Origin of the sequence: Actinomadura rifamycini DSM 43936 (genome assembly GCF_000425065.1) — a bacterium.
Classification (GTDB): domain Bacteria; phylum Actinomycetota; class Actinomycetes; order Streptosporangiales; family Streptosporangiaceae; genus Spirillospora; species Spirillospora rifamycini.
This window is the reverse complement of sequence record NZ_AULB01000009.1, coordinates 144,008-169,127: the sequence shown is the minus strand read 5'-3', so window position 1 is coordinate 169,127 and position 25,120 is coordinate 144,008. Positions and strand designations below refer to the sequence as shown.

Annotated in this window: 22 protein-coding genes; 7 read left to right on the top strand and 15 right to left on the bottom strand. The window is 73.6% G+C overall.

The genetic code is table 11. From position 1 onward, the window contains the following. Positions 1-3: 3 nt before the first annotated feature. From H505_RS0107590 to H505_RS0107580, 3 genes are all read right to left on the bottom strand, one after another. On the bottom strand, positions 4-777 hold the full coding sequence (locus tag H505_RS0107590) for an SDR family oxidoreductase (protein WP_026401513.1): 774 nt from the start codon (positions 775-777) through the stop codon (positions 4-6). Continuing rightward, the gene (locus H505_RS40365; protein WP_211238416.1) at positions 762-1,469 is read right to left on the bottom strand and encodes a hypothetical protein; all 708 of its coding nucleotides are present in this window, start codon (positions 1,467-1,469) and stop codon (positions 762-764) included. Before H505_RS40365 ends, H505_RS0107590 begins: the two co-directional genes overlap by 16 nt. 348 nt (positions 1,470-1,817) lie before the next feature. Continuing rightward, on the bottom strand, positions 1,818-2,858 hold the full coding sequence (locus H505_RS0107580; protein WP_026401512.1) for a ketoacyl-ACP synthase III family protein: 1,041 nt from the start codon (positions 2,856-2,858) through the stop codon (positions 1,818-1,820). 309 nt (positions 2,859-3,167) lie between these two features. Between H505_RS0107580 and H505_RS40360 the strand changes: the two genes are divergently transcribed. Beyond that, on the top strand, positions 3,168-4,802 hold the full coding sequence (locus tag H505_RS40360) for an AMP-binding protein (protein WP_034517022.1): 1,635 nt from the start codon (positions 3,168-3,170) through the stop codon (positions 4,800-4,802). A gap of 44 nt (positions 4,803-4,846) precedes the next feature. On the opposite strand, the gene asnB is transcribed toward H505_RS40360, so the two are convergent. The 4 genes from asnB to H505_RS0107555 are packed head-to-tail and all read right to left on the bottom strand — an operon-like array spanning position 4,847 to position 10,256. Continuing rightward, on the bottom strand, positions 4,847-6,685 hold the full coding sequence (gene asnB / locus H505_RS0107570; RefSeq protein ID WP_026401511.1) for an asparagine synthase (glutamine-hydrolyzing): 1,839 nt from the start codon (positions 6,683-6,685) through the stop codon (positions 4,847-4,849). Positions 6,686-6,724: 39 nt separating this feature from the next. Then, the gene (locus tag H505_RS0107565) at positions 6,725-7,522 is read right to left on the bottom strand and encodes an alpha/beta hydrolase (RefSeq protein ID WP_026401510.1); all 798 of its coding nucleotides are present in this window, start codon (positions 7,520-7,522) and stop codon (positions 6,725-6,727) included. Next, positions 7,519-9,081 carry an amino acid adenylation domain-containing protein gene (locus tag H505_RS0107560; RefSeq protein WP_026401509.1) on the bottom strand — a complete coding sequence of 521 codons (1,563 nt, stop codon included), beginning with the start codon at positions 9,079-9,081 and terminating at the stop codon, positions 7,519-7,521. Before H505_RS0107560 ends, H505_RS0107565 begins: the two co-directional genes overlap by 4 nt. Beyond that, positions 9,078-10,256, bottom strand: a complete 1,179-nt coding sequence (locus tag H505_RS0107555) for an acyl-CoA dehydrogenase family protein (RefSeq protein ID WP_026401508.1) — start codon at positions 10,254-10,256, stop codon at positions 9,078-9,080. Before H505_RS0107555 ends, H505_RS0107560 begins: the two co-directional genes overlap by 4 nt. Before the next feature lie 378 nt (positions 10,257-10,634). Between H505_RS0107555 and H505_RS40355 the strand changes: the two genes are divergently transcribed. Beyond that, positions 10,635-10,925: an acyl carrier protein gene (locus H505_RS40355; protein WP_051300390.1), complete on the top strand. Its 291-nt coding sequence runs from the start codon at positions 10,635-10,637 to the stop codon at positions 10,923-10,925. A 1-nt stretch (position 10,926) separates the two neighbouring features. Next, a complete protein-coding gene (locus H505_RS0107545; RefSeq protein ID WP_026401507.1) occupies positions 10,927-12,276 on the top strand; it encodes a TrpB-like pyridoxal phosphate-dependent enzyme in 1,350 nt (449 codons plus the stop codon). A 36-nt stretch (positions 12,277-12,312) separates the two neighbouring features. Here the strand turns inward: H505_RS0107545 and H505_RS40350 are convergent, their stop codons facing one another. The 3 genes from H505_RS40350 to H505_RS0107530 form a co-directional block, all read right to left on the bottom strand. Beyond that, positions 12,313-13,767 (bottom strand): MFS transporter, encoded by a 1,455-nt coding sequence (locus H505_RS40350; protein WP_051300389.1) that lies wholly within the window; start codon positions 13,765-13,767, stop codon positions 12,313-12,315. Between the two features lie 275 nt (positions 13,768-14,042). Next, on the bottom strand, positions 14,043-14,885 hold the full coding sequence (locus H505_RS0107535) for an NAD(P)H-binding protein (protein WP_026401506.1): 843 nt from the start codon (positions 14,883-14,885) through the stop codon (positions 14,043-14,045). Positions 14,886-14,954: 69 nt separating this feature from the next. After that, a complete protein-coding gene (locus H505_RS0107530; protein WP_026401505.1) occupies positions 14,955-16,139 on the bottom strand; it encodes an epoxide hydrolase family protein in 1,185 nt (394 codons plus the stop codon). 62 nt (positions 16,140-16,201) lie between these two features. On the opposite strand from H505_RS0107530, the gene H505_RS0107525 reads away from it, so the two are divergent. After that, positions 16,202-17,176 (top strand): helix-turn-helix transcriptional regulator, encoded by a 975-nt coding sequence (locus H505_RS0107525; protein ID WP_026401504.1) that lies wholly within the window; start codon positions 16,202-16,204, stop codon positions 17,174-17,176. On the opposite strand, the gene H505_RS0107520 is transcribed toward H505_RS0107525, so the two are convergent. The 5 genes from H505_RS0107520 to H505_RS0107500 form a co-directional block, all read right to left on the bottom strand. Continuing rightward, positions 17,173-17,781 (bottom strand): carboxymuconolactone decarboxylase family protein, encoded by a 609-nt coding sequence (locus tag H505_RS0107520; RefSeq protein WP_026401503.1) that lies wholly within the window; start codon positions 17,779-17,781, stop codon positions 17,173-17,175. The genes H505_RS0107525 and H505_RS0107520 overlap by 4 nt on opposite strands. Continuing rightward, the gene (locus H505_RS0107515; RefSeq protein WP_026401502.1) at positions 17,774-18,628 is read right to left on the bottom strand and encodes an SDR family oxidoreductase; all 855 of its coding nucleotides are present in this window, start codon (positions 18,626-18,628) and stop codon (positions 17,774-17,776) included. The genes H505_RS0107520 and H505_RS0107515 overlap by 8 nt, the downstream gene beginning before the upstream one ends. Positions 18,629-18,661: 33 nt before the next feature. Next, the gene (locus H505_RS0107510; protein WP_026401501.1) at positions 18,662-19,303 is read right to left on the bottom strand and encodes a TetR/AcrR family transcriptional regulator; all 642 of its coding nucleotides are present in this window, start codon (positions 19,301-19,303) and stop codon (positions 18,662-18,664) included. 96 nt (positions 19,304-19,399) lie between these two features. Then, a complete protein-coding gene (locus H505_RS0107505) occupies positions 19,400-20,656 on the bottom strand; it encodes a hypothetical protein (protein WP_026401500.1) in 1,257 nt (418 codons plus the stop codon). Positions 20,657-20,675: 19 nt separating this feature from the next. Continuing rightward, positions 20,676-21,527: an LLM class F420-dependent oxidoreductase gene (locus H505_RS0107500; protein WP_026401499.1), complete on the bottom strand. Its 852-nt coding sequence runs from the start codon at positions 21,525-21,527 to the stop codon at positions 20,676-20,678. Positions 21,528-21,607: 80 nt separating this feature from the next. Here H505_RS0107500 and fadD1 point away from each other — a divergent pair, with 80 nt between their 5' ends. From fadD1 to H505_RS0107485, 3 genes are all read left to right on the top strand, one after another. Next, on the top strand, positions 21,608-23,185 hold the full coding sequence (gene fadD1, locus H505_RS0107495; protein ID WP_034517020.1) for a fatty-acid--CoA ligase FadD1: 1,578 nt from the start codon (positions 21,608-21,610) through the stop codon (positions 23,183-23,185). A 76-nt stretch (positions 23,186-23,261) separates the two neighbouring features. Then, entirely contained in the window at positions 23,262-23,861 is a 600-nt protein-coding gene (locus tag H505_RS0107490) for a TetR/AcrR family transcriptional regulator (protein ID WP_026401497.1), read from the top strand. Beyond that, complete coding sequence (locus tag H505_RS0107485; protein WP_026401496.1) at positions 23,858-25,114, top strand: cytochrome P450; 1,257 nt, start codon at positions 23,858-23,860, stop codon at positions 25,112-25,114. Before H505_RS0107490 ends, H505_RS0107485 begins: the two co-directional genes overlap by 4 nt. Positions 25,115-25,120 lie beyond the last annotated feature (6 nt).

Below are 25,120 nucleotides of genomic sequence, written 5' to 3'. Positions count from 1 at the left end.
GGATCACATCCCCAGGGAGCGGCCGCCGTCGACGACCTGGACGGTTCCGGTGACGAAGCTCGCGCGGGCGCTCAGCAGGAACGTTCCCACGGCCGCGACCTCCTCGGGCCGGGCCACCCGGCCGAGCGGGATGCCCGCCTCCGCGGCGACGCGGGCGGTCTCCGCCTCGGCGTCGCCGGTCAGGTCGGCGAGCAGGGCGTCCGTCGCGGTGTAGCCGGGGGCGAGCACGTTCACGGTGACGTCCCCGGGGCCCAGCTCGTGGACCAGCGTCTTGGCGTAGCCGATCAGTCCCGGCCGGACGATGCCCGACAGCGCGAACTTCGGGATGATCTCGCGGACCGTCTCGCTGGTGATCATCAGGATCCGCCCCCAGCCGGCCCGGCGCAGGTGCGGCAGCGCGGCCTGGACGAACGCGATGTGCCCGACCATGCCCAGTTCGAGCGCCGAGCGGTAGTCGTCGGGGCCGAACGCGCCCGTCGGCCCGGCGGGCGGCCCGCCGGCGTTGGCGACCGCGATGTGCACCGCGCCGTGCTCGGCGGCGGTGTCGTCGATCCAGGCGCGCGTCGCGTCGGTGTCGCGCACGTCCAGCGCGCGGGTGCCGACCTCGGCGCCCAGCTCGGCGCGGATCTCGTCGCGGGCCTTGGCCAGCCGGCCCGGGTCGCGGCCCGCGATCGACACCGCGGCGCCTTCGCGGACCAGGTCGCGGGCGAGCGCGAGGCCGATGCCCGCGGACCCGCCGGCGACCAGGGCCACCTTTCCGTTCAGTCCCAGGTCCACGTCGTCCCCTTCGGGTAGCCGTACCGGTGGAGCAGCGGAAGCGCGAGGAGGGTGGTGGCGGCGCGCCGCGGGCCGGGCATCGCGGTCCGCCACCGGCGGTCCTCCTCGATGGCGGTCCGGCCCCGCCCGAAGCGGTTCGGGTTGCCGGTGACCGTGTGGTTGCCGCCGAGTTCGACGGTCCCGTCGGCGCCGACGGGGTTGGGGCCGCCGTGCCCGAGCAGGTCCAGGACGGCGTCCACCGCGGCGCGCGGGCTCCCGGCCACGGCCTCGTACAGCATGTGCAGCGAGTCCTCCCGGTGCGCCCGGCCGACGGCCTCGGCGGCGAGGTTGAATCCGGTCCAGTGCAGCGTGCTGTCCAGCAGGGAGCGCTGCCCGGTGTAGTCCTTGTTCCGCGCCCATGACCAGGCGGCGGCGCGCGGATCGCGGATGAGGTGGACGTAGCGGCCCTCGATGCCCGGCATCCGGGACAGCAGCGCGGCGTCGGAGGCGTATTTTGATCCGTCGACGATCACTTCCGCGCCGGAGACGCGCGCGATGGCGCGGTAGGTCGCGGCGAGCGTCTCGGGCCAGCCGTTGCGGGGCGGGGCCCGCAGCACGCGCCAGGTGTGCCGGGTGCGGCACTGCTCCTGCCAGGCGACCACTTCGGCCGCGTGCCTTTCGAGGGAGAGTCCGGCCGGCCTGACTTCTTCCAAAACCTCGGACCAGAAGGGGCACTTGCGGTGATTCTCGCCGCAGCCGCACCGCGCGTTACTACCGGTACCGAGCACTCCATTACGCCAGAGGAATCGCAACTCGCCCACATGGACGATACCTGGAACCTCGGCCAGAACATTACCCAGCATGGTGCTGCCGTTACGGCACCAACCGGTGATGTAAAGCACTTTCACTGACGATCACAACCCTCCGAGCGGGACGGGTCCGCGTCGACCTCGAACATGGAAACATGATCTTGCACGAAGGGGAATTATCAAGATAGGAGCATGATTGGCTCCGTTTGTTGTGATGTTGTGCCATAAAGGGGCGGGCGGGCGGCCGCGGTGTCAGGCGCTCCAGGAGGGGCGGGCGACGATCTCGACGGCGGCGCACGACCAGGCGAATCCGGCGCCGATGCCGACCAGAAGGACCCGGTCCCCCGGCGCCGCGCGCCCGGTCTCCACCAGGTGCGTCAGGCCGGTGAGCTGGTCCGCGGCCCCGACGTGCCCGGTGCGGCGGCCCCAGTCCCACGCGGTGCGGTCGAGGTCCAGCCCGAGCGGTTCCGCGTACTTCGTCCGGAGGACGTGCTCGCCGACGTTGGGGAAGACGTACCGGTCGATGTCGCCGGGCTTCAGACCGGCCTCGTCCAGCGTTCCGCCGACGGCGTCGGCGAGGCCGGACGCGATCCGCTCCCCCACCGAGCCGCCGGGACGGTCCGCGGCGCCCCCGGCGAACGCCGCCCGGCGGTCCCGCACGTCCACCGGGCGGCCCGGCGCCGCGGCGAACGGCTCGGCGCCCCGGTACATGCCCTCCAGCCCGGTGTCCACCACGGTCGAGACGGCCAGCAGCCGCGCGAACCCGGTCCGGCCGATGACCGCCGCGGCCGCGCCGTCGCCGTACACGATGCCGCGCACGTCGCCGCGCCAGCGGTCGAAGCCGGGGTCGGCGTAGCGGTCGGCGGTCGTGACCAGGGCGGCGCCGCGGGAGGCGTCGGCGGCGAGGTAGGAGGCGGCCAGTTCCACCGCGCCCAGCGCGCCCGCGCACATCTGCTGGACGTCCAGCGCGGGCGCCCGGCGGCCCGCGTCGCCCAGGACCTCGCGGTGCACGTACGCGGCGGCGGGCCAGTAGTCGATCCCCTGGAACCACGCCGAGGCGTGCAGGAGGAGGGACACGCCGGACGCCGGCGTCCCGGACCGGGCGAGCGCCAGCCGCCCCGCTGCGGCGGCCATCTCGGGCGGGGCCTCCCCGTCGGCGACCGTGACGGAGGCGTACCCGTCCGCCCGCCGGTCCTCCGGGTCGTACCGGCCCTCGCCGACCGCCGTGTCGACGTCCACGGCGGGCGGCAGCCGGTACGCGAGCCCGGAAAGGAACAGATCACCGCAACGCATTCGAACCTCCGAGGGTGGTGACGGTAGAAGATTTAGACGTTATGTTGATCTCCGGCGCCGCATTAACCGTTTCCCGCATCGGCAGGAGGCCGCGGTGGGCGACAGCACTCTCCCGAGTTATCGTGACCCGATCCGCAACGGCCGGTCCGGGAGACGCGCCCCTCCGGCGGATCCAATTCCATGCGGCCCGGACCGCAGTTATCGAAGCGCACGAAACCGATCGCGAAACGTTTCCGGAAGGACGAACGGGCGGCGGCCGTTTCCGGCTTCGGCCGCACGCGCCCGCCGGAGCAGAACGGGAGTGCAGACATGACCACGACCTCCGCGAGCCACCGCGAGCGCGGCTGGTGGCGGGACGAGACGTTCCTCGACGACCTCCGGCGGCACGCGCGCGACACCCCCCGCAAGACGGCGGTGATCGCCCGGCGGCAGTCCGACGGGCGGACGCACCGGCTCGACTACGAGCGGCTCGCCGCGATGGCCGACCGGTGCGCGAGCGCGCTGGTGGAGCTCGGGCTGCGGCCCGGGGACGTGTTCGCCGCCCAGCTCACCGACAGGTGGGAGCTCGCCGCGCTCACGCTCGGGTGCATCCGGGCCGGGGTCGTGTACTGCCCGCTGATGAAGACGTACCGGCGCCGCGAGCTCGACGTCATGCTGCGCGTCACCGAGGCGCGGGTCCTCGTCACCATGGCCGAGGACAACGGCGACCGGCTGGGCGAGCTGGGCGCCGAGTTCGCCGCGGAGCTGCCGTCCCTGGAGCGCGTGTTCGTCGCGGACGGCCCCGGACCGGAGGGCACCGGCGAGTTCGAGTCGTTCTTCTTCGGCACCGCCTGGGAGGAGCGGCACGGCCACCTGCTCGACGAGCGGGAGCTCGGCCCCGACGACCCGTACCTCGTCCTGTTCACCTCCGGCACGACCAGCGACCCCAAGGGCGTCCTGCACAGCCAGAACACCCTGTACGCCGCCGTCCGCGGCGAGGCGGAGACGTTCGGGCTCGACGAGACGCTCGTCATGTACACCACCGCGCTGTACACGCACTACACCGGCGTCGTGCAGGGCATGCTGATGCCGCTGGCGCTCGGCGGCACCATGGCGTTCCAGGACGCCAAGGACCCCGCCGACGCCCTCGACTTCATGGCCGCCCACGGGGTCGCGTTCTTCTACTGCGCGCCCTTCTACCTGCTGAGCCTGATCAAGGAGCAGCGGGCCGCGCCGCGCGCGCTGCCGGCGCTGACCTGGCTGGTGAGCGGGTCGGCGCCGATCCCGCCGTACTTCATCGACGAGACCAGGAGCGTCTTCGGGCTCCGGCTGTACTCGCTGTGGGGGATGACGGAGAACGGGCCCGTGACGATCACCCGCCCGGACGACCCGGAGGACTGGGCCGCGCACAGCGACGGCAGCCCCATCGCGGACATGCGGCTGCGCATCGACCCGGTGTCGGACCGGAGCGGGGGCGAGGGCGTGCTGTGGGTGAAGGGGCCGACGCAGTGCCTCGGCTACTACCGGCGGGACGAGCTGTACGCGGCCGACCTCGACGAGGACGGCTGGTTCGACACCGGCGACCTGGCGCGGCCCGACGGCCGCGGCGGCATCCGGATCACCGGCCGCGCGAAGGACATGATCCTGCGCAACGCGAACATCGCGCCGGTCACCGACCTGGAGTCGATCATCGGCCGGCATCCCGGCGTGCGGGACGTCGCGGTCATCGGCCTGCCCGACGAGCACGAGGACGAGACGATCTGCGCGGTGGTGGCGCCCGCGCCGGCGGCCCCGCCGGTGACGCTCGACGAGCTGCACCGCGCGCTGGACGGGGCCGGCATGACCAAGGCGTACTGGCCGCGCCGGCTGGAGCTCGTCGAGAGCTTCCCGACGACCGCGACGGGCAAGATCCGCAAGGAGGAGCTGCGGCGGCGCTACGGGCGGGCGGAGCACCGCCCCGGCTGACGGGCGCCGGGGCCCGCGCCCCGCCCGGCGGCGGCCGGGCCCCGTCACGCCACGACCCGGACCCGGGAGAGCCACCGGTCGAGTTCGAGCAGGTACGACAGCCCGATGGCGGACGTCCGCGCGGTGATCGGGCCGGGCAGCGCGTCCAGCCCGGAGGTGACCGCCGCGCGGACCTTCTCCCGGTCCAACACGTCGAACAGGGGCGCGTTCGGGTCGCCGGCCCGCTCCAGGACGAGGCCCTTCAGCGTCTCGACGTACCCGGGGTCCCGGCTGGCCGGGTAGGCGCTCTTGGGGCGGTCGACGATCTCTTCCGGCAGGAGGTCCGCGCACGCCCGGCGCAGCAGCGCCTTCTCCATCCCCCCGCCCTGCGCGCCCCGGCCGGTCCTGAGGTCCGCGGGGACGTTGAACAGGTACTCGGCGAGCCGGTGGTCGGCGAACGGCACCCGCACCTCGAGCCCGACGGCCATGCTCATCCGGTCCTTGCGGTCGAGCAGCGCGCCCAGCCACCGGGTGAGGCCGAGGTGGAAGACCTCCCGCCGCCGACGCGCGCCGGGGTCCTCGCCCGCGAGGCGCGGCACCTCCGCCAGCGCGTCCCGGTAGCGGTCGGCCTCGTACTCCTCCGGCCGGATCGCGCGCCGCACCTCCTCGCGGAGGAGCACCTCCGGCTGGCGGCGCCCGTACATCCAGGGGAACGACGTGTGCCCGACGTACCGCTCGTCCGTCTGCCAGGTGTAGCCCCCGAACATCTCGTCGGCGGACTCCCCCGACAGCGCCACCGTGCAGTCCTCCCGGACCCCGCGGAACAGGTGGTGCATGGAGATGTCGAGGTCCCCCCAGCCGGGGAGGTCGCGGGCGCGCAGGCCGAGTTCGATGTCCTCGACGAGGCCGTCCGTGCCGACCTGGACGACCGAGTGCTTGATGCCGAGCCGCTCGGCGACCAGCTGCGCGTACGGCTCGTCCGGGCTCGGCCGCCACAGGTCGCCGCCCGGCCGGGCGGGCGCCGGGACGCTCACGGAGTAGCTGGTGAGCTCCCCCGCGAACCGCCCCGCGGCCAGGGCGGTGATGGCGCTGGAGTCGATCCCTCCGGACAGCAGCGTGCCGACCGGCACGTCCGCGACGATCTGGCGTTCGACGATGTCCTCCAGCAGGGAGCGGACCTCCTCCGTCGTCGCGCGGAAGTCCCCGGTGTGGGGCCGAACCTCCACCTGCCAGTACCGGCGCTCGCGGACCCCGGACGCGTCGGCGACGACGAGGCGGCCCGGCTTCACTTCCCGCATCCCGCGGTAGACGGCGTGCCCGGGCGTCCTCGCGCGCGGGACGGCGAGCAGCTCGGCGAGGCCCTCGAGGTCCACCTCGGCGTTCATCTCCGGATGGGCGAGCAGCGCCTTGGGCTCGGAGCCGAAGACGATCCCGTCGCCGAGCCGGGCGTAGTAGAGCGGCTTGATGCCGAGCCGGTCCCGCACCAGGAGGAGCCGCTGCTCCCGCTCGTCCCAGATGGCGAACGCGTACATCCCGTTGAGCCGCGCGACGAGGTCCTCGCCCCACTCCAGGTAGGCCGCCAGCAGCACCTCCGTGTCCGAGCGCGTGCCGAACGACCGGCCCGCCGCGCGCAGCTCCGCGCGCAGCTCAGCGAAGTTGTAGATCTCGCCGCTGAAGGTGATGACGACCGGGCGGCCGTCCGGCCCGGGCCGCAGCATCGGCTGCCGCCCGCCCTCGATGTCGATCACGGCGAGCCGCCGGTGCCCCAGCGCGGCGTGCCGCGACAGCCACGTGCCCTCGTCGTCCGGCCCCCGCGGCGCCTGCGTCCGCGTCATCGCGGTGATGACGGGGCCGCGGCCCCGCAGGTCCAGCGTCCAGTCGACCCATCCGGTGATGCCGCACACGAGCGCTCCCTCGGTCGTCTTCTTTGTGGTGCACGCAGGTCAGGCGGACAGAAGGCGGCCGCGCGCGAACGCGAAGAGGTCGGCGAGGCCCGCGTTCACGAACGCCCAGTCGTGGCCCCCGGGCCGCTCCCGGTAGCGGTGGGGCACGGAGTGCTCGGCGAGCGCGTCCCGCATCCGCCGGTTCATGGCGATCATCCGGGGGTAGTCGTCCAGGCCGACGTCGAGATGCATTTCGATCGGGTACTTCTCGTCCCGGTCGCGGAGCGCGCGGTACGGGTCGTACTCGCGCCGGACCGCGCTGCCGACCGGGCCCCAGACGCGCTCGTGGTCCCGCGTGGTGGGGATCGCCAGCCGCCGCTCCTCCCGCAGCCGGCGGTACGGGTCGCCCTCCCGCAAGGGGGCCTCGAAGGCGCCGGCGCTGCTGCACACGACCGAGAACACGTCGCCGTGCCGGAGCGCCTGGAAGAGGGCCGCGGCCCCGCCCATGGAGAACCCCCCGATGCCCCTCCCCTCGCGGGACGCCGCCGTGTTGTACCCGCCGTCGACGCGGCCGACGACCTCGCGGACGAGGTGGTCCTCGTAGCGCCTGCCGCGCGCGTCGTTGATGAACCAGGAGCGGCCGGACTCCGGCAGCACCACGATCAGCCCGGTCGCCTCCACGACCGCCGGCAGGTCCGCGCACCGCAGCCAGGTGCCGCGGTTGCCGCCGAACCCGTGCAGCAGGTACAGCACCGGAAAGGCGGGGCCGACCGGCGAGTACGTCGACGGCAGGACGACGTTCACCGACTTCTCCCGGCCGATCGACGCGCTCCGCCAGGTCTCCGTCACGACCTTCATCGCACGTCCGCCCGCGAGGCCAGCCGCCTCCGGTCGATCTTCCCCGTGCCGGTGACCGGGAGCTCCGCCGCGGCGTGGAAACGCTCCGGGACCATGTAGCGCGGGATCTCGGCCAGGCAGTGCCGGCGCAGGCCGGGGACGTCGAGGGGCCGCCCGTCCGGCACGACGTGCGCTTCGAGGACCCGCTCCCCGGAGCCGTCGTCGACGGCGACGCACGCCGCCTCCCGGACGTTGTCGGCGGCCGCCAGGACCGCCTCGACCTCGCCGATCTCGACACGGTGCCCGCGGATCTTCACCATGTCGTCCTCGCGACCGCAGAACTCGTAGTTCAGCTCGTCGTCGACCCGCACCAGGTCGCCGGTCCGGTAGGCGGCCGGCGGCGCGGCGCCGTCCCGCGGCGGCCGCAGCGTCTTCGCCGCGGTGAGGTCGTCGTCCCGCCAGTAGCCGAGCATCACCGAGTCCCCGGCGACGCAGAGTTCGCCGAACGCTCCCGGCTCGTGCTCCAGCGGGCGCCCGTCCCCGTCGACCACGAACGTCGTCGCGTACGGGCAGGCCCGTCCGATGGGCACGGGCCGGACGCGTCCTTCCGCGACGTCCCGCTCGCGGACGCGGTGGTAGACGCAGACGTTCGTCTCGGTCGGGCCGTAGAGGTTGCAGAGGTCGGCGCCGGGGAGGAGCGCGCGCAGCTCCCGGAGCCGGGCGACCGGGAACGCCTCCCCCGCGAACAGGACGGTCCGCAGGGACGACCCGGCCAGCAGCCCGCGGTTCTTCGCGGCCAGCATCCGGGTGAGCGCGCCCGGCACGGAGTACCACACGGTGACGCGCCGCTCGGCGACGAGCCGGTTGAGGGCGCCGCCGAGGCCGGCGTGGCTCTCCGGCACCAGGATCGTGCAGCCGCCGGCCAGGCACGTCGCGAACAGGTCGAGGACCGACAGGTCGAAGTGGAAGGGCGCGTGGCCGGCGACGCGGTCGTCCGGTCCCAGCCCGAACTCGCCGACCGCCCACTCCACGAACGCCCCGGCGTTGCCGTGGGAGAGCACGACGCCCTTGGGGACGCCCTTCGACCCCGACGTGTGCAGGATGAAGGCCGGGCTGCCGGGACCGGTGCCCGGCCCGTCCGCGTCGTCCGCCGGAGCCGCGGCGAGCGCCCGCTCCCAGGAGATCACGGACGCGTCCGGCGCCGCGCCCACGCAGACGATCGGGCAGGACGAGTTCTCGAGCAGCCACCCGACGCGGTCGTCCTGGGCGATCACGCACGCGACCTCGCAGTGCGCCAGGATGCGGCCCGCCCTCTTGTAGGGCGCGCTCGGGTCGATCGGGACGTACGCGGCACCGGCCTTCAGGACGCCGTGCACGGCGACGACCGCCTCGATCGACTTGTTGAGCCACAGGCCGACCCGGTCGCCGGCGGCGACGCCGCCGTCGCGCAGGGTGCGGGCCAGCGCCGCGCTGCGCCGGTCCAGCTCGCCGTAGGTCAGCGTCTCGCCCCGGAACTCGACCGCGGGCGCGTCCGGCCGCTCCGCGGCCCACCGGCGCAGGGGGTCGCCGAGACCGTTCACCCTTCCTCCCCGTCTCCCCCGGTGTCCGGCCAGGTGATGCCGAGCTTCCCGGAGATGATGACTCGCTGCATGTCCGACGTCCCGGATGAGATCGTCATGCCGAGGGCGTCCCGGAGGTTCCGCTCGGCGCGTCCGTCGGAGGTGTAGCCGAGCGCCCCGTACACCTGCATCGCGCTCGTGAAGACCTCCGCCGCGGCCTCGCTCGCGTACAGCTTGCCGACCTCGGGGAAGATGCCCGCGTCGGGCCCGTCCAGCTCCGCCGCGGCGCGGTACAGGAGCATGCGGGCGACCTCCCAGCGGATGCGCATGTCGACGATGCGGTTGGAGACCGACTGGAAGTGCCCGATGTGCTTGCCGAACTGGCGGCGCCGCCGGCAGAAGAGCGTGCACGCGTCGATCTCGCGCCGCATCACGCCGAGCCACGGCGCCAGGAGGAGGGCCCGCTCCCAGGCCATCGACCGCGCGAAGACCGCGGCGCCCTGCCGCTCGGCGCCGAGCCTCCGGGAGGCGGGGATGCGGACGCCGTCCAGCTCGACCTCCCCCCAGCGGGCGGTGCGCAGGCCCATCTTCTCCGGCCGCTCACGGACCGAGACGCCCTCGTCGTCACGTTCCACCAGGAAGGCGGTGACGCCGGTGAAGCCGAGTTCGGTGTCCACCGTCGCGTACACGACGAACACGTCCGCCACGGGCGCGTTGGTGACGTAGCGCTTGCGCCCGGTCAGCCGGTAGGAGCCGCCGTCGCGCTCGGCCTCGGTCGCGAGGGACATCGCGTCCGATCCGCTCTTCGGCTCGGTCATCGCGTTGGCGCCGATGAGCCGGCCGGCGGCGAGTCCGGGCAGGTACCTGCGGCGCTGGTCCTCGTCGCCGAACGTCCGGAGCGGCAGCTCCACGGCCAGGACGTGGGCGCCGATCGCCATCAGCAGCCCGTTGTCGAGGCAGCCGTGGCCGAGCCCTTCCATCGCGCTCACGTAGTCGCCGAGATCGCGTCCGGCTCCCCCGTATTCGGGGGGCAGGACCAGGCCCAGCACCCCGCGTTCGGCACATCGCGCCCAATCGTCGCGGCCGAACATTCCGGCCCGATCGCGTTCGGCCGCGTCCCCGCTCAGCTCTTCTTCGGCGAACCTGCGGAAATCGCGGTAGAGCTCCTCCCGGCCATCGTCCCTTTCGAACCGCAAGGCACTCCAATCCCCCGAGCGGGATGTCATCCGGCCGCACCGAACGCTGCCCATTGTGCATGCGCCTAGCGATCTTGAGAAGCACAACATCTGCCAAATGGGTTCGGCGCGCCACTTCGCGCCGCCTCTTGCGCGCCCCGGACGCCTGTCGTACGGTACGGACCGTCAACCGATCGACGCGGTAAACGACCCGGTCATGGGCCGCCGCCGGTTCTCCGGAGAGGACCCGGCGGGTCGGACCGGCCGAACCGGCGACTCCACCGCCGGCCCGTGACGCGCCGTTCCCCGACTGCTGGCGCACGCATATCCCCGGCGCCGATTCGCCCCCCGCCGACTCCCGTTCGCTTCTCCTTCCGGCCGACGCCGCAGACGAGGTGCATGCCCATGGATCGTGCCAACAGAACGGACCTCGCGGCGCAGATCAAAAGCATTATGATCCGCGTTCTCGATCTGAACATCGACCCTGCGCGACTCGACGAGAAGGTCTCGCTCTACTCGCCGACCGTGGGCATGGACTCGCTCAGCCTGCTGCACACCCTCGTGGAGGTCGAGAAGGAGTTCGGCATCGAGATCGACGACGAGGACGTCATGCTCGCGGAGCTTCGCGACGTGGGCAGCCTGGTGGACATGATCAGTGGAATCGTCGACGCGGAGGGCGGCGGAGCCTGAGATGCGGGAGAATTTCGAACTCGACCGGGACCGGATTCCGACGCATTGGTACAACGTCCTCGCCGATCTCCCGTTCGACGTTCCAGCGGCGCGGCCGGCGCGACCGAGAAACGACCTGGAAACACCCCTGCAGCCGCAACTCCCGCTGTCGATGTACCGCCAGAGCATCAGCCGCGAGCGCTTCATAGAAATACCCGAACCCGTTCGGGCGGAGTACCGGCGCTGGCGCCCGACTCCGTTGTTCCGCGCGGTCAGACTCGAAAAGGAACTCGACACCCCGGCGCGTATCTATGTCAAATACGAGGGCACCAGCCCTTCCGGCAGCCACAAGATAAACACCGCGCTGGCGCAGGCGTATTACTACGGCAGGTCGGGCGTCCGGGAGATGGTCACGGGAACGGGCGCGGGCCAGTGGGGCACCGCGCTCGCGATGGCCTGCCACCCGTACGGCATGGCGTGCACCGTCTTCATGGTCCGGTCCAGCTACGAGCAGAAGCCCTACCGGGGCACGCTGATGCGGCTGAACGGGGCCGAGGTCGTCCCGAGCCCCAGCACGAGGACGGAGGTCGGCAGGGCCGCCCTGCGCGCCGACCCCGACTCGCCGGGCACCCTCGGGATAGCGAACGCCGAGGCGATCGAGTACGCGAACGGCCGCAAGGAGGCGCGGTTCTCGATCGGCAGCGGCGAGAACCACGTCCTCATGCACCAGACGGTCATCGGCGAGGAGGCCCTGCTCCAGATGCGGCTGGCGGGCGAGTTCCCCGACGTCGTCATCGGGGCGATGGGAGCGGGCAGCAACTTCGCCGGGCTGACCTTCCCCTTCTACCGGGCGTCGCGGACCGAGAACCCCGGCACCCGGTTCCTCGCGGTCGAGCCCGAAGCCTGCCCCAAGATGACCCGCGGCAGCTACATGATGGACTACACCGACTACTCCGGCGTCACCCCCGCCGTGAAGATGTACACCCTCGGGCATACGTTCACGGCCTACCACATCCACGCCGGGGGGCTGCGGTACCACGGCGCCGCCCCGATCGTCAGCGCGATGTACCACGACGGCCTGGTGGAGGCGACCGCCTACCCGCAGACCCGGGTGTTCGAGAGCGGCGCCGTGTTCGCGAAGGCCGAGGGGCTCGTGCCCGCCCCCGAATCGGCCCACGCCGTCGCCGCCGCGATCGACGAGGCGGCGCGCGCCCGCGAGGAGCGGGCCGAACGCGTCATCCTCATCGGGCTGAGCGGCCACGGGCTGCTGGACCTCGGGGCCTACGAGAGCCACCTGTCCGGGGAGACCGCCGACGTCGCCCCCACCGACGAGGAGATCAAGGCGTCCCTGCGCCTCATCGAGTCGCTGTGAACCGCCCCCCGCCGAGCGATGGCGCGCGGAGCGCCTTCAGGCGCTCTCCCGACCGGCGGGGCGCCGCCGGAAGCCGACCAGCGCCGTCACGAGCATCCCCGCGGTGAAGACCGCGCCCGCGGTGAACGCGCCGCGCATGCCGGCCAGCTCGGACGTCCCGCGCGCGGCGGCGTCGTGCGTGCTGACCAGCACGGCCAGGCCCAGCGAGCCGCCGGTCTGCTGCATGCTCTGCAGCAGCGCCGACGTGGCGCCGGTCTCGCCCGGCGGCACCGACGCCAGCGCCACGAACGTCGCCGCCACCGACACCAGCCCGGTGCCGGCACCGAACAGCAGCACCGGGCCGAGGATCATCGTGAGGTAGCCGCTCGTCTGCCCCGCCTGCGTCAGCCACACCATCCCCGCCAGGCACAGCACGGCGCCCGCCGCCATGATCGGCCGCGGGCCGTACCGGGAAAGCAGCCGGGGCACCGCCCTGCTGGCGGCGATCAGCGCGATCGTCGTCGGAAGGAACCCGAACCCGGTCTCCAGCGGCCCGTACCCGAGCACCCCCTGGACGTACAGGGTGAGGAAGAACAGCATGCCGCTCATGGCGGCGGTCAGCAGCAGCCGCATGATGAGCGCGCCCACCCGGTCCCGGTCGCGGAACAGCCGCAGCGGCATGATCGGCTGCCGGGCGCGGGCCTCGATCACCGGGAACAGCGCGAGCAGCAGCACGGCGACGCCGAAGGCGCCCGGCGTCCAGCCCGCGGACCAGCCGCCCTCGGCGGCGCGGATGAAGCCGTACACCAGGAGCGTCGACCCGGCGGTGCAGGCGAACGCGCCGGCCAGGTCGAAGCGGCCCTCCCGGCGCGGGGACTCGCGGATGGCGCGCGGTGTGAGCAGCACGATGGCGGCCCCGACCGGGACGTTGACGAACAGGACCGCCCGCCACGACGCCCAGGCCGTCAGCACCCCGCCGAGGACGAGCCCGACCACCATGCCCGCGCTCCCGACGATCGCGGACACGGCCAGCGCCCGGCTCCTGCGCGGCCCGTCCTCGAACGTCGTGGCGATGAGCGCGAGCGCCCCGGGCCCGGCGAGGGCGGCGCCGACGCCCTGCGCCGCCCGCGCGGCCAGCAGCCACCCCGGCGCGGCGGCGAGCCCGCCGACCAGGGACGCGACCGTGAACAGGCCGACGCCCGCCATGAACACCCGGCGGTGGCCGAGCAGGTCGCCCGCCCGTCCCCCGAGCAGCAGCAGCCCGCCGAACGCGAGGGTGTAGGCGTTCACCACCCAGGACAGCCCCGCGTCGCCGAACCCCAGGCCGCTCCGGATGCTCGGCAGCGCCACGTTCACAATCGAGGCGTCCACCACGAGCGTGAGCTGGCAGGTGGCCAGGATCGCGAGCGCGAGGCGCCCGCCGGCCGGGCCGCCGCCGCGCCCCTCAGCGGCGGGCGCGGGGCGTCCGCGCCCCTGCTTCCACGTCCGGGCGCGCGGGACGAGACGCGTCATCGCGGGTGCCCGCCGATCGGGCGTGCGGCGGGGGACGCGACAGGACTGTCAGGGAGCATGGGTCCTCACGGCGAAGCTGGCGGGGCCGCCACAGGCGGTTCTAGGCGGAAGCTAACCGACTCGGGAGCCACCGGCAATGCCCACAGCCCCACCGGTCCCTCCGGTCTATCGGCGGCGCGCCGCGTCCGCCTCGCGAACGCGGCGCGCCCCGCCCCCCGTACCGGGGGCCGTCCCGGCACCGGGCGGAGGGGCGGCGGGCGCCGCTCCCTCCCCGGTCAGCCGCCGAAGTCGGACCGGTGATCCGCGACCCACCGGGCGTAGGGACGCGCGGGGTGCCCGGTGATCTGTTCGACGACGTCGTTGACCGGTGCGGGCTCGCCGACCGCGCGCGCCATGAGACCGAACAGCGCCGCCAGGAACTCGGGGTCCATGAACCGGCCCATCTCCCGCAGGACGGGTTCCGGGTCGACGTCCTCGACGGTGAGCGGGCGCTCCAGCACCTCGCCGAGGATGCGCACCTGCGCCGCCTGGGTCAGCAACTCGGGCCCGGTCAGGTCGTAGGCCCGCCCCGCGTGCCCGCCGCCGACGAGGATTCGTGCGGCCACCTCGGCGACGTCCCGTTCGTGCACGGCACTGAAAGCGGCCTTCGTGTAGGGCGCACGAACGACGTCACCGCCCTGGAGTTGCATCGCGAACGTCAGCGAGTTGATGGCGGGGAACAGCAGCCGGAGGAACGTCCACTCCATCCCGGACGCCTCGACGGCCCGCTCCACGTCGCGGTGGTACCGGGCGATCGCGTCGGGCTGCCGCTCGGCGCCCGGGACGACCGCCCCGGAGGACAGCAGCACGAGCCGCCGTACCCCGGCCCGCTCCGCGGCCGCCACCAGCGGAGCGAGGTCCAGGCCGTACTGCGGAACCAGGAAGACGGCCTCGACTCCGGCCAGCACCGCCGGCAGTGTCTCGGGCTTGGTCAGGTCGCCCTGGACCACGTCGGCCTGCGCCGGCAGGCCGGCCCGCTCCGGCGCGCGGGTCAGCGCCCGGACGGGCGCGCCCGCGGCGACCAGCTCCTCCACGGTCTGGCGTCCGAAATGGGCGGTGGCACCGATGACGAGATACACGAGGGTTCCTTTTCGTTGCGGTGAAACGGGAGGGATGAGGAAACGGGGACGCGAACGGGCGGCGGCAGGTCAGCGGACCTTGCGGAAGAACTCCCGGAGGTCCTGGACGAGCAGGTCCGGCGCGTCGTGCGCGGCGAAGTGGCCGCCCCGGTCGTAGGCGTTCCAGGAGACGATGTTCGCGTGGTCGCGCTCGGCGAACGTCCGGATCGACTGGTAGTCCCAGGCGAAGTTCGCCAGCCCGAGGGGCACGGTGGTCGGCTCCGGCACCGCGGTGCCCCGGCCGTTCGACTTCTGCCGGGCGGGGGCGGTCGTCGCGTCCTCGTAGTAGAACCGCGCGGCCGAGGCGGCGGTGTTGGTCAGCCAGTAGAGCATGACGTTGGTGAGCACGTAGTCCGGGTCGAGCGAGGGGCCGAGAAGTTGGGCGTGCCAGCCCAGCAGGCCGGCGGGCGAGTCCGCCAGGGCGTGCGCGAGGTTCTGCGGCTCGGTGGACTGAAGCTTGTCGTACGCGCCCCGGTTCTCGGTGAACCACTCGGCGAAGGCGAGCTTGCCGCGCTCCTCCTCGCCGAGCCCGTCCAGCTCGGCGGGGTCGCCCGAGGGGAACGAGAAGACCTGCGTGACGTGGACGCCGCAGACGTGCTCGGGATCGGCCCGGCCCACCTCGGGGGAGATCAGCGATCCGCCGTCGTTGCCGGCCGCGCCGTACCGGTCGTACCCGAGCCGGCGCATCAGCTCGGCCCAGGCGCGCGCCACCCGGTACCGGTCCCAGCCGCGCTCCCGGGTCGGCCCGGAGAGCGGGAAGCCCGGCACCGACGGGACGACCAGGTGGAACGCGTCCGCCGGGTCGCCGCCGTGGGCCCGCGGGTCGGTGAGCGGGCCGATCACGTCGAGCCATTCGACGACCGACGTCGGCCAGCCGTGGGTCAGGATCAGCGGCGTGGCGTCCGGCTCCGGCGAGCGCACGTGCAGGAAGTGGACGTTCTGGCCGTCGATCTCAGTGGTGAACTGCGGGTGCGCGTTCAGCTTCGCCTCCCAGGCGCGCCAGTCGTATCCGGTGCGCCACCGCTCGACGAGCTCCCTGACGTAGCCCACCGGGACGCCGTACTCCCAGCCGGGCGGTACCGGGCCGGACGCCGCGGCCTCGCCGGCGGGCGGCTCCCCGGCCCACCGGGTCCGGGCCAGCCGCTGCCGGAGGTCGTCGAGCTCGGCCTCGGGGATCTCGATTCGGAAGGGGGCGATCGCGCCTTCGTTCGTCATGCCCCTAACGTAGGGAGCAATTAGGCAAAGTCCGTTCCTAATGGCGAGGCAGGCTCCGAAGAATGTTGGAAACCTCGGCGCGGCTGCTGCGCCTGCTCTCCCTCCTGCAGACCCCCCGCGACTGGACCGGCGCCGAATTGGCCGAGCGGCTGTCGGTCAGCACCCGGACCGTCCGCAACGACGTGGAACGGCTGCGGAACCTCGGCTACCCGGTGCACGGCACTCGCGGCTCGGTGGGCGGGTACCGGCTCGGCGCCGGTGCCGCGCTGCCGCCGCTCCTCCTCGACGACGACGAGGCGGTCGCGGTGGCGATCGGGCTCCGCACCGCCGCCGGCGGCACGATCACCGGGGTCGAGGAGACCTCGCTGCGCGCGCTGGCGAAGCTGGAGCAGGTCCTGCCGTCCCGGCTCCGGCGCCGCGTCGGCGCCCTCCAGCGCTATGCCGTCGCGGTACCCCGGGACGACCCGGGCCCGCGGGTGGACGCGGACACGCTGAGCACCCTCGCCGCCGCCTGCCGCGACCACGAGCGTCTGCGGTTCGACTACCGGGGCCACGACGGCTCCGCGACCCGGCGCGAGGCGGAGCCGTACCGGCTCGTCAACTGGGGGCGCCGGTGGTACCTCGTCGCGTTCGACGTCGACCGGTCCGGCTGGCGGACGTTCCGGGTGGACAGGCTCCGCCCGCGCACCCCGGCGGGCCCCCGGTTCGCTCCCCGCGAGCTCCCCGAGGAGGCCGTCGACCAGGTGCGCCGGGGCGTGTCCTCGGCCTCCTGGCGGTACCGGGCGCGGGTCGTCGTGCACGCGCCGGCCGAACGGGTCGCCGAGCGGATCAACGCCGCCGTCGGGGCGGTCACTCCGGTCGACGACACCCGCTGCCTGCTGGACACCGGCGCGGACGGCGTCGAGGCGCTCGCCGTCCACCTCGGCCTGCTCGGCTTCGACTTCACCGTGACGGAACCCGCTGAGCTCGTCGAACACGTGCGCGCACTCGCCGATCGCTACCGCCGCGCCGTCGAGCCCGGGCGGGAGGAGAGTTAACGGGCACTCTTGCGGGCCGGCGCCTCCGTGTCCGTCGACGAGCCGCGTCGCCGCGGCCGGTCGGGCTGGATGCGCAGGGCGGTGATCACGGTGGCGAGCATGTCGTAGTGGCCGGCGAGCATGCACAGCTCGACGCACTCCGGCTCGGTCAGGTGCTCGCGCAGCCGGGCCCAGGCGTCGTCGTCGATGTCGCGGTCCCGCTGCAGGCGGTCCACGGCGGTCAGGATCGCCAGGTCGCGGCCCGTCCAGCCGCCGTCGCGGGGACCGGCCGTGATCCGTTCGAGGTCGCCGGCCGTGAGGCCGGCGCGGCGGGCGAGCCGGGAGTGGTGCCGGAACTCGTAGTCGCAGCCGCGGAGGTGCGCCACGCGCAGGATCACCATCTCGCCCTCCCGCCGCGGCAGGCCGCCGGCCGGCATCAGCCGGGCGGCGAAGTGCAGCCAGCCCCGGAACAGCTTCCGGCGGCGCCCCAGCGTGAGGAAGAGGTTCGGCGGCGTCGTGCCCGCGACCCGCGCCGTGCCGCGGCTCACGAGCCAGGCCAGCGGCCCGACCTGCCGCAGGCCGCCGGGCGCGACGCGCGGCCGCCCGGCGGGCGACGGCTCAGCCACGGCGCGCCGCCCGCCGCACGGCCCGGACGAACGCCCGGTTCATCGCGTGCATGGCCGCCTCGTACAGCGGCGGGCACAGGCGCTGGGCCAGGTGCCCGATCCGCACGTCGGCCGAGGTGTAGACCATGTACCGGTCGCGTTCGACGCCGCGCAGGACGGCCCGCGCCGCACGGTCCGGGGACACCGCGTGCCGGGCGAACAGGCGGGTCATCCGGCGCGCCGTCGGCGTCTCGCGGTCGATGCCGACCAGCTCGACGCTCCGGACGAGCGGGGTGGCGACCGCGCCGGGGCAGACGAGGCTCACGCCGATGCGGTGGCGGCGCAGGTCGAAGCGGAGCACCTCGCTGACGCCGCGCAGCCCGAACTTGCTCGCGCTGTAGGCGGCGTGCCAGGGCAGGCCGAACAGTCCCGCGGCCGAGGACACGTTGACGAGGTGCCCGCCGCGTCCCGCCGCGATCATCGGCGGCACGAACGCCTCGATGACGTGGATCGGCCCCATCAGGTTGATGTCGACGGTGCGGCGCCAGTGCCGGTGGTCGAGCCGGTCGACGGCCCCCCAGACCGAGACGCCCGCGACGTTCATCACCACGTCGACGCCGCCGGTGGCGGCGAGCGCCCGCTCGGCCAGCCGTCCTACCGCGTCCCGGTCCGCCACGTCGGCGGCCTCACTGAACCGGACGGTGCCGCCCGCGTCCCGCACCTCGTCGGCCGTGCGCCGCAGGCCGGCGTCGTCCAGGTCGGTCAGCACCAGCTCGGCGCCGCGGGCCGCGGCGGCCAGCGCCATGCTCCGGCCGAGGCCGCCGGCGGCACCGGTGATGAGGCACGTCCGGCCCTCCAGATTCGTCATGGCCGGGACGGTAACATTTATAAACAGTGATGGCTATATATCGGGGTCCTCGTCGAGCGACCGCGCCAGCCCGCGCAGGAGGGCGCCGAGCGGAGCGCGGAGCCCGGGCAGGGCCGCGAAGTCGTCCCGGATGATCCGGGCGGTGGCCATCGAGACGACGGCTCCGAGCAGCGCCTCGCAGGTCAGCCGCCCCTGCGGCGAGCGGGCGCCCACGTGGTCGGCCAGTGCGTCGACGACCGAGCGCTGCCGGTCGATCCGGCGGCGCAGGAACTCCGGCCCCGCGGCGTACGCCTCGACGAGGAAGAGCCGGGCCAGGACGGGCTCGGCGGCGAGCGCGTCCAGGTAGGCGCCGACGGCCCGTTCGATCGACTCCCAGCGCCCGCCCCCCTCCTTCAGGGCGCCCGTCAGCACGTCCATCAGCGCGTCGGTGGCGGCCGCGTAGGCGGCCGCGAAGCACTCCTCCTTGCCGGAGAAGTGCTGGTAGAAGGTCAGGCGCGACACCTTGGCGCGCTTGAGCACGTCCGCGACGGTGACCGCCGCGTAGCCCTTCTCGGCGGCCGCCTCGGCCATCGCGGCGAGCAGCCGCGCGCGCTGCGAGGCGGTGACCTCCTCCCGGCTCAGGCCGTGCCGTCCCGGCGAGAGCCGCTTGGGTTCGGTGTCGGGAGAGTCCTCCATCGGACCGATGCTAGTGCCGGGCGCCCGCCGCCACCGGCGGTCGCGGACCGTCCGGCGGCGGGCGGACGACGCCGTCGCGGGCATGCGGACCGGACGTCAGACGGGGGTGATCGGCAGGGACCGGCGGGGCTCGAAGGCGAAGTCGGCGCCGGTGCTGAAGCGGACGACGGCGACCTCGTCGGGTTCGGGAACCGGCCGTTCCCGCCGCACGACGGCGAGCCGCCACTCCGCTTCGGTGCCGGTCGCCTCGACGTCCAGACGCGGGTCGACGGCCCGGACGACGGCCCGCAGCGCGGTCGTCCACCCGGGGCCGCACAGGGAGATCCAGGCGCCGTCCTCGTGGGCCGGGGACGGGCGCACCGCGATGCTCCCCGCGGCGTCGAAGTCGGCGGTGACGTAGGCCGCGGGGTTGAAGAGGGGGTGCACCGCGAGGAGGCGGGCCGCCCCCCGCGGGCCGTCCGGCAGGTCCAGCGCGCGCGCCAGGCGTTCCGCGGCGATGCCCGCGATGCCCGTGAGCTGCTTGCGGCGGATCCGCAGGAGCCCGTCGGCGTCGGCGGCATGCTCGGCCACGGCGAGCGCGAAGGCCCGGTCGAGCAGGTGCATCTGCAGGCACACCTCGTCCGCGATCCGGGCCAGCGCCGACCGGGAGAAGGCGGCGAAGTCGAGGTCGGACAGCAGCGGGCCGGAGTAGTCGGCGCGGCCCTCGTCGGCCGGGTCGATCGGGGCCAGCTCGAGGTTCGCGGCGCGGGAGCGCTCGTTGACGGCGAGCAGCGGGATGCCCCGGGCCTCCGGGTGGGACTCGTCGATGGTGACGGTCCAGGCGCAGTGGGGGTGCCGGTCGGCGGGGCTGCGCGGCGGGCGGTGGACGGGCCGCACCTGCGCCTTCGGATTGGTCGCGACCGCGGTCGCGTCGAACGTCGGGTCCTCGATGTCGTGGCACATCGAGCGGACGTAGGCGTCCCCCATCGGCTCGACGTCCATGAGGGCGCCGCAGTGGTCGAGGTGGAACTCGCCGTGCCACCGGTCGTGGACGGTGTAGCGGAAGTCCATGAACTGCGGCGGCGCGCCGATGTCGAGCTGCAGGCCCTTGAAGATCGTCGGGATGTCGCCCTTCCCGGGCACCTCGGGCGCGTAGCCGAGCGCCCGCTGCATCCGCCTGGTGTAGATCGGGCTGGAGGCCGCCCATTCCTGGATCGCGATCCGCGCCATCGCCTCCCGCCCGAAGGCGCTGATGCACCACGCCATGCCGGAGCGGTCGATAAGCTGCCCGATCAGGAGCAGCTCGGGGACGACGGCCGCGAGCTCCTCCCGGGAGAGGTCGGCGTAGCGGCTCGGAGGGGTCGCTCGGTTCATCTGCCGGTCTCCTCGATCGTCAGCGCGGGGCCAGGCCCAGGCGGGCGGCCGTCTTGTCCAGGTACTCGAGCACCGCGGCCTCGTCGGCGTCCGGCACGCCCCAGATCAGCTCGGACGCGCCCGCGGCGGACCACTCGGCCATGTCCTCGGGGCTTGGCTTCTTCGCGACCAGGATCCGCACGTCGGGCTCGCCCTCGCGGCCCGCTTCGGCCCACTCCTCGCGCAGCAGCCCGGCCTTGGCGGCGATGCCGCTCTCGATCGGGGTGGTCATCCACCCGTCGGCGTTGCGGGCGATCCACTTCATGGTCTTGGGCCCGCCGCCCGCGCCGATGACGACCGGGATGCGGCCCTGCGGCGGCTTGGGGTAGGCCCAGCTCGGCCCGAACGAGACGAACTCGCCGTCGTAGGACGCCTCGTCCCGCGTCCACAGCGCGCGCATCGCCTCGAGGTACTCCTTGAGGACGGTGCGCCGCCTGTCCGCGGGGACGTGGTGGTCGGCCAGCTCGTCGGTGTTCCAGCCGAAGCCGGCGCCGAGCGTGACGCGGCCGCCGGACAGGTGGTCGAGGGTCGCGAGCGTCTTGGCGAGGGTGATCGGGTCGGACTCCACCGGCAGCGCGACCGCGGTCGCCAGGCCGATCCGCTCGGTGACCGCGGCGGCGGTGGCCAGCGAGACCCACGGGTCGAGGGTGCGCGTGTACCGGTCGTCCGGCAGGTCCTGGCCGCCGGTGGGGTGCGGCGCGTCGCGGCGCACGGGGATGTGGGTGTGCTCGGGCACGTAGAAGGTGTCGAAGCCGCGCTCCTCGGCGGCCTTCGCGAGCACGGACGGCGCGATGCCGCGGTCCGAGGTGAAGAGCACTATTCCGTTGCGCATGGCGCCATGCTAGAACGTGTTCTACATACTTTGGAATGGTGACTGGACAGCTGTCTTGCCGAAGGACGGAGAACAGCCCCATGGAAACCGTCCAGCAGTGCCTCCGGTCGCTCGCCGACAGCGACGCGACGGCGATCAAGTTCGGTGACCTCACCTGGACGTGGCGCGAGTACGTCGCCGGCGCCGGTGCCCGCGCCGGCGCCATCGGGCCGATGCTCGCGCCGGACCGGCCTCCGCACGTCGGCGTGCTCCTCGCGGGCACCCCCGAGAACGCGTTCGCTCTCGCGGCGTCCGCCCTGGCCGGGTACGTCGCCGTCGGCATCAACGTCACCCGGCGGGGCCGGGCCCTGGCCGACGACATCCTGCGGGCGGACTGCCAGGTCCTGCTGACGGACTCCGAGCACCTCCCGCTCCTCGACGGGCTTTCGCTTCCGGGCGTCCGGACGATCGACACGGACGGCGCCGAATGGCGGCGCGCGGTCGCCGAGCGGCCGGCCCGGCTCGAGCACCCGCGCGAGGTGGCGGCGGCGGACCCGTTCATGCTGATCTTCACGTCCGGCACGAGCGGGACGCCCAAGGCCGTCCAGGTCAGCAACCTCATGGTCGTCTTCTCGGGCGCCGCCCTGTGCGACCGGTTCGCCGTCACGGCGGCGGACACCTGCTACCTGTCGATGCCGATGTTCCACAGCAACGCGATCCTCGGCGGCTACGCCGTGGCGCTCTGCTCCGGCGCGGCGATGGCGCTCGCGCCCCGGTTCTCGGCCGGCGGCTTCCTCGCCGACGTCCGCCGGTACGGCGCCACCTACATGAACTACGTCGGGAAGCCGCTCGCCTACATCCTCCGCACGCCGGAGCGGCCGGACGACGCCGACAACCCGCTGCGGGTCGCCTTCGGCAACGAGGCGTCCGACCGCGACATCGACGCGTTCGCGCGCCGTTTCGGCACGACGGTCTGGGACGGGTTCGGCTCGACGGAGGCCGCCGTCATCATCACCCGCGAGAGCGGCACGCCGCCCGGGTCCATCGGGGTGCCGTGGGACGGGGTCGCGGTCTACGACCGCGCGACGCGCACGGAATGCCCGCGCGCCGAGTTCGACGAGCACGGGCGCGTCACGAACCTCGACGAGGCCGTCGGCGAACTGGTCAACACGCTGGGCGCCGGCCACTTCGGCGGCTACTACAACGACCCCGCCGCCACCCGCGAGCGCCTCGACGGGGGCATGTACTGGTCGGGCGACCTCGCCTACCGCGACCGGGACGGCTACGTCTACCTCGCCGGACGGACGAGCGACTGGCTCCGCGTGGACGGCGAGAACCTCGCCGCGGGGGTGGTCGAGAACGTCCTGGTCCGGCACCCCGCCGTCAGCCAGGCGGCGGTCTACGGCGTGCCCGCCCCGGACGTCGGGGACGACCTGGTCGCGGCGCTCGTCCTGCACGACGGCGGCTCCCTGACCCCGGCCTCGTTCGAGGAGTTCCTGGCGGCGCAGGCGGACCTGTCGCCGAAGGCGTGGCCGCGCTACGTGCGCATCGCCGGGGAGCTGCCGACGACCGCGACGAACAAGGTGCTCAAGCGCGAGCTGGTGCGCGAGGGGACGGACTTCGCCGATCCGTGCTGGATCCGCGAAGAGCGGGGCCGGCGGTACGGAGTGCGGACGTGACCGCGGGCGCGGGCCCGTCCGATCCGGTGCCCGCGCGGCTCTTGCGGCGGCCCGCCGGCCCACCTAAGGTGGACACATGTCCAGTCAGGTGACCAGTCCCACGCCGCGGCAGGGCCTCAACCCCCGGCAGGCCGAGACGGTGCGGAAACTGATGGCCGCCGGACTCGAGGAGTTGCGCGCCGTCGGGCACGAGGCGCTGACGGTGCGGACGGTGGCCCAGCGCGCGGGCGTCTCCCCCGCGACCGCCTACACCTACCTCTCGTCCAAGAACCACCTGTTCGCGGAGCTGTTCTGGCGGCATCTCACCGAAGGCGGCGCCCACGCGACGGCCGAAGGCGGGGCGACCGAGCGCCTGCAGGCGGCCGTCCGGGCGCTGACCGCCCGGATCGTCGCCGAACCGGAACTGGCGGCCGCGGTGACCCCCGCGCTGCTCGGCGGCGACCCGGACGTCGCCCGGCTGCGGCTGCGGATCGGCGGCGAGTTCTACGCGCGGTTCGAGACCGCCCTCACGGGGCCCGGACCGTCCGGCGAGCCGGCCGACGCCGCCGTGCTGGAGGTGCTGGTGCTCACCTTCACCGGGGCGCTGCTGCAGGCGGGCATGGGCCTGCTGACCTACGACCAGATCACCGACCGGCTCGTCACCTCCGTCGAAGTGATCATGAGAGGCAACGCATGACCGCCCCGAGCGGCGCACCGGCCGAACCCCTGGCCTTCGATCCCTACGACTACGACTTCCACGAGGACCCCTATCCGCTCTACCGGCGGCTGCGCGACGAGGCGCCGGTCTTCCACGCCGAGCGGGACGACCTGTGGGTGGTCTCGCGGCACGCGGACGTCTTCGACGTGCTCCGCGACGACGCGGCGTTCTCCAACCGGATGGGCGTCTCCCTCGACGCGAGCGCGTGGAACCCCGAGGCGCACCGGGTGATGAGCTTCCTGGCCCTGGACGGGCAGCGGCAGACCCGGCTGCGCAGGCTCGTCTCGGCCGCGTTCACGCCGCGGCGGGTCCGGGAGCTCCAGCCGCAGATCCAGCGGCTGACCGAGCACTACCTGCGGCGCACCTTCGCCGCCTGCGCCGAGCACGGCGAGGCGGACTGGATCGCCGACTTCGCCGGCAAGCTCCCCATGGACGTCATCTCGGAGATGATGGGGGTGCCGGAGTCCGACCGGAACGAGATCCGGCGCCTCGCCGACCTCGTCGTGCACCGCGAGGACGGCGTCCGCGACGTGCCCCCGGCCGGCATGGAGGCGGCCGTCGAGCTGATCACCTACTACGGCGGGATGGTCGCCGAGCGCCGGGCCGCGGCCGACCCCGCGGAGGACCTCACCGCCGCGCTCACCGTCGCCGAGATCGACGGCGACCGGCTCGCCGACGGCGAGATCATCGCGTTCCTGTTCCTCATGGTGGTCGCCGGCAACGAGACCACCACCAAGCTGCTCGGCAACGCCCTCTTCCACCTGTCCGCGCACCCCGCGCAGAAGGCGGAGGTGCTCGCCCGCCCGGACGACCCCGAACCGCTGGTGACGGCGTGGATCGAGGAGACCCTGCGCCACGACACCTCCAGCCAGATGCTCGCGCGCTACGTCGTCGACGACGTCGAGATGCACGGCGTGACGATCCCCGCCGGCGCCAAGGCGCTCGTCCTGCTCGGCTCGGCCAACCGGGACGAGCGGGTCTTCACCGAACCGACCGCCTTCGACCTCCACCGGTCCAAGGACGAGCTCGGCCGGATCCTCAGCTTCGGCTCCGGCAAGCACTTCTGCCTGGGCGCCAACCTGGCCCGGCTGGAGGCGCGCGTCGTCCTCAACGAGCTGGTCCGGCAGGTGGGCGACTTCCATGTGCACGCCGACCGCGCCGTCCGCGTGCACTCCACCAGCGTCCGGGGCTTCGCCGCGCTGCCGACCGGCTTCACCCTGCGGAAGAGCTGAGGCGGA

Bases quoted from the DNA above. Each gene is read 5' to 3' on its own strand.
- H505_RS0107580 (WP_026401512.1), bottom strand. From the start codon at position 2,858: ATGCGTTGCGGTGATCTGTTCCTTTCCGGGCTCGCGTACCGGCTGCCG.
- H505_RS40360 (WP_034517022.1), top strand. From the start codon at position 3,168: ATGACCACGACCTCCGCGAGCCACCGCGAGCGCGGCTGGTGGCGGGAC.
- H505_RS0107565 (WP_026401510.1), bottom strand. From the start codon at position 7,522: ATGAAGGTCGTGACGGAGACCTGGCGGAGCGCGTCGATCGGCCGGGAG.
- H505_RS40355 (WP_051300390.1), top strand. From the start codon at position 10,635: ATGCCCATGGATCGTGCCAACAGAACGGACCTCGCGGCGCAGATCAAA.
- H505_RS0107545 (WP_026401507.1), top strand. From the start codon at position 10,927: ATGCGGGAGAATTTCGAACTCGACCGGGACCGGATTCCGACGCATTGG.
- H505_RS40350 (WP_051300389.1), bottom strand. From the start codon at position 13,767: ATGACGCGTCTCGTCCCGCGCGCCCGGACGTGGAAGCAGGGGCGCGGA.
- H505_RS0107530 (WP_026401505.1), bottom strand. From the start codon at position 16,139: ATGACGAACGAAGGCGCGATCGCCCCCTTCCGAATCGAGATCCCCGAG.
- H505_RS0107525 (WP_026401504.1), top strand. From the start codon at position 16,202: ATGTTGGAAACCTCGGCGCGGCTGCTGCGCCTGCTCTCCCTCCTGCAG.
- H505_RS0107515 (WP_026401502.1), bottom strand. From the start codon at position 18,628: ATGACGAATCTGGAGGGCCGGACGTGCCTCATCACCGGTGCCGCCGGC.
- H505_RS0107510 (WP_026401501.1), bottom strand. From the start codon at position 19,303: ATGGAGGACTCTCCCGACACCGAACCCAAGCGGCTCTCGCCGGGACGG.
- H505_RS0107505 (WP_026401500.1), bottom strand. From the start codon at position 20,656: ATGAACCGAGCGACCCCTCCGAGCCGCTACGCCGACCTCTCCCGGGAG.
- H505_RS0107500 (WP_026401499.1), bottom strand. From the start codon at position 21,527: ATGCGCAACGGAATAGTGCTCTTCACCTCGGACCGCGGCATCGCGCCG.
- fadD1 (WP_034517020.1), top strand. From the start codon at position 21,608: ATGGAAACCGTCCAGCAGTGCCTCCGGTCGCTCGCCGACAGCGACGCG.
- H505_RS0107490 (WP_026401497.1), top strand. From the start codon at position 23,262: ATGTCCAGTCAGGTGACCAGTCCCACGCCGCGGCAGGGCCTCAACCCC.
- H505_RS0107485 (WP_026401496.1), top strand. From the start codon at position 23,858: ATGACCGCCCCGAGCGGCGCACCGGCCGAACCCCTGGCCTTCGATCCC.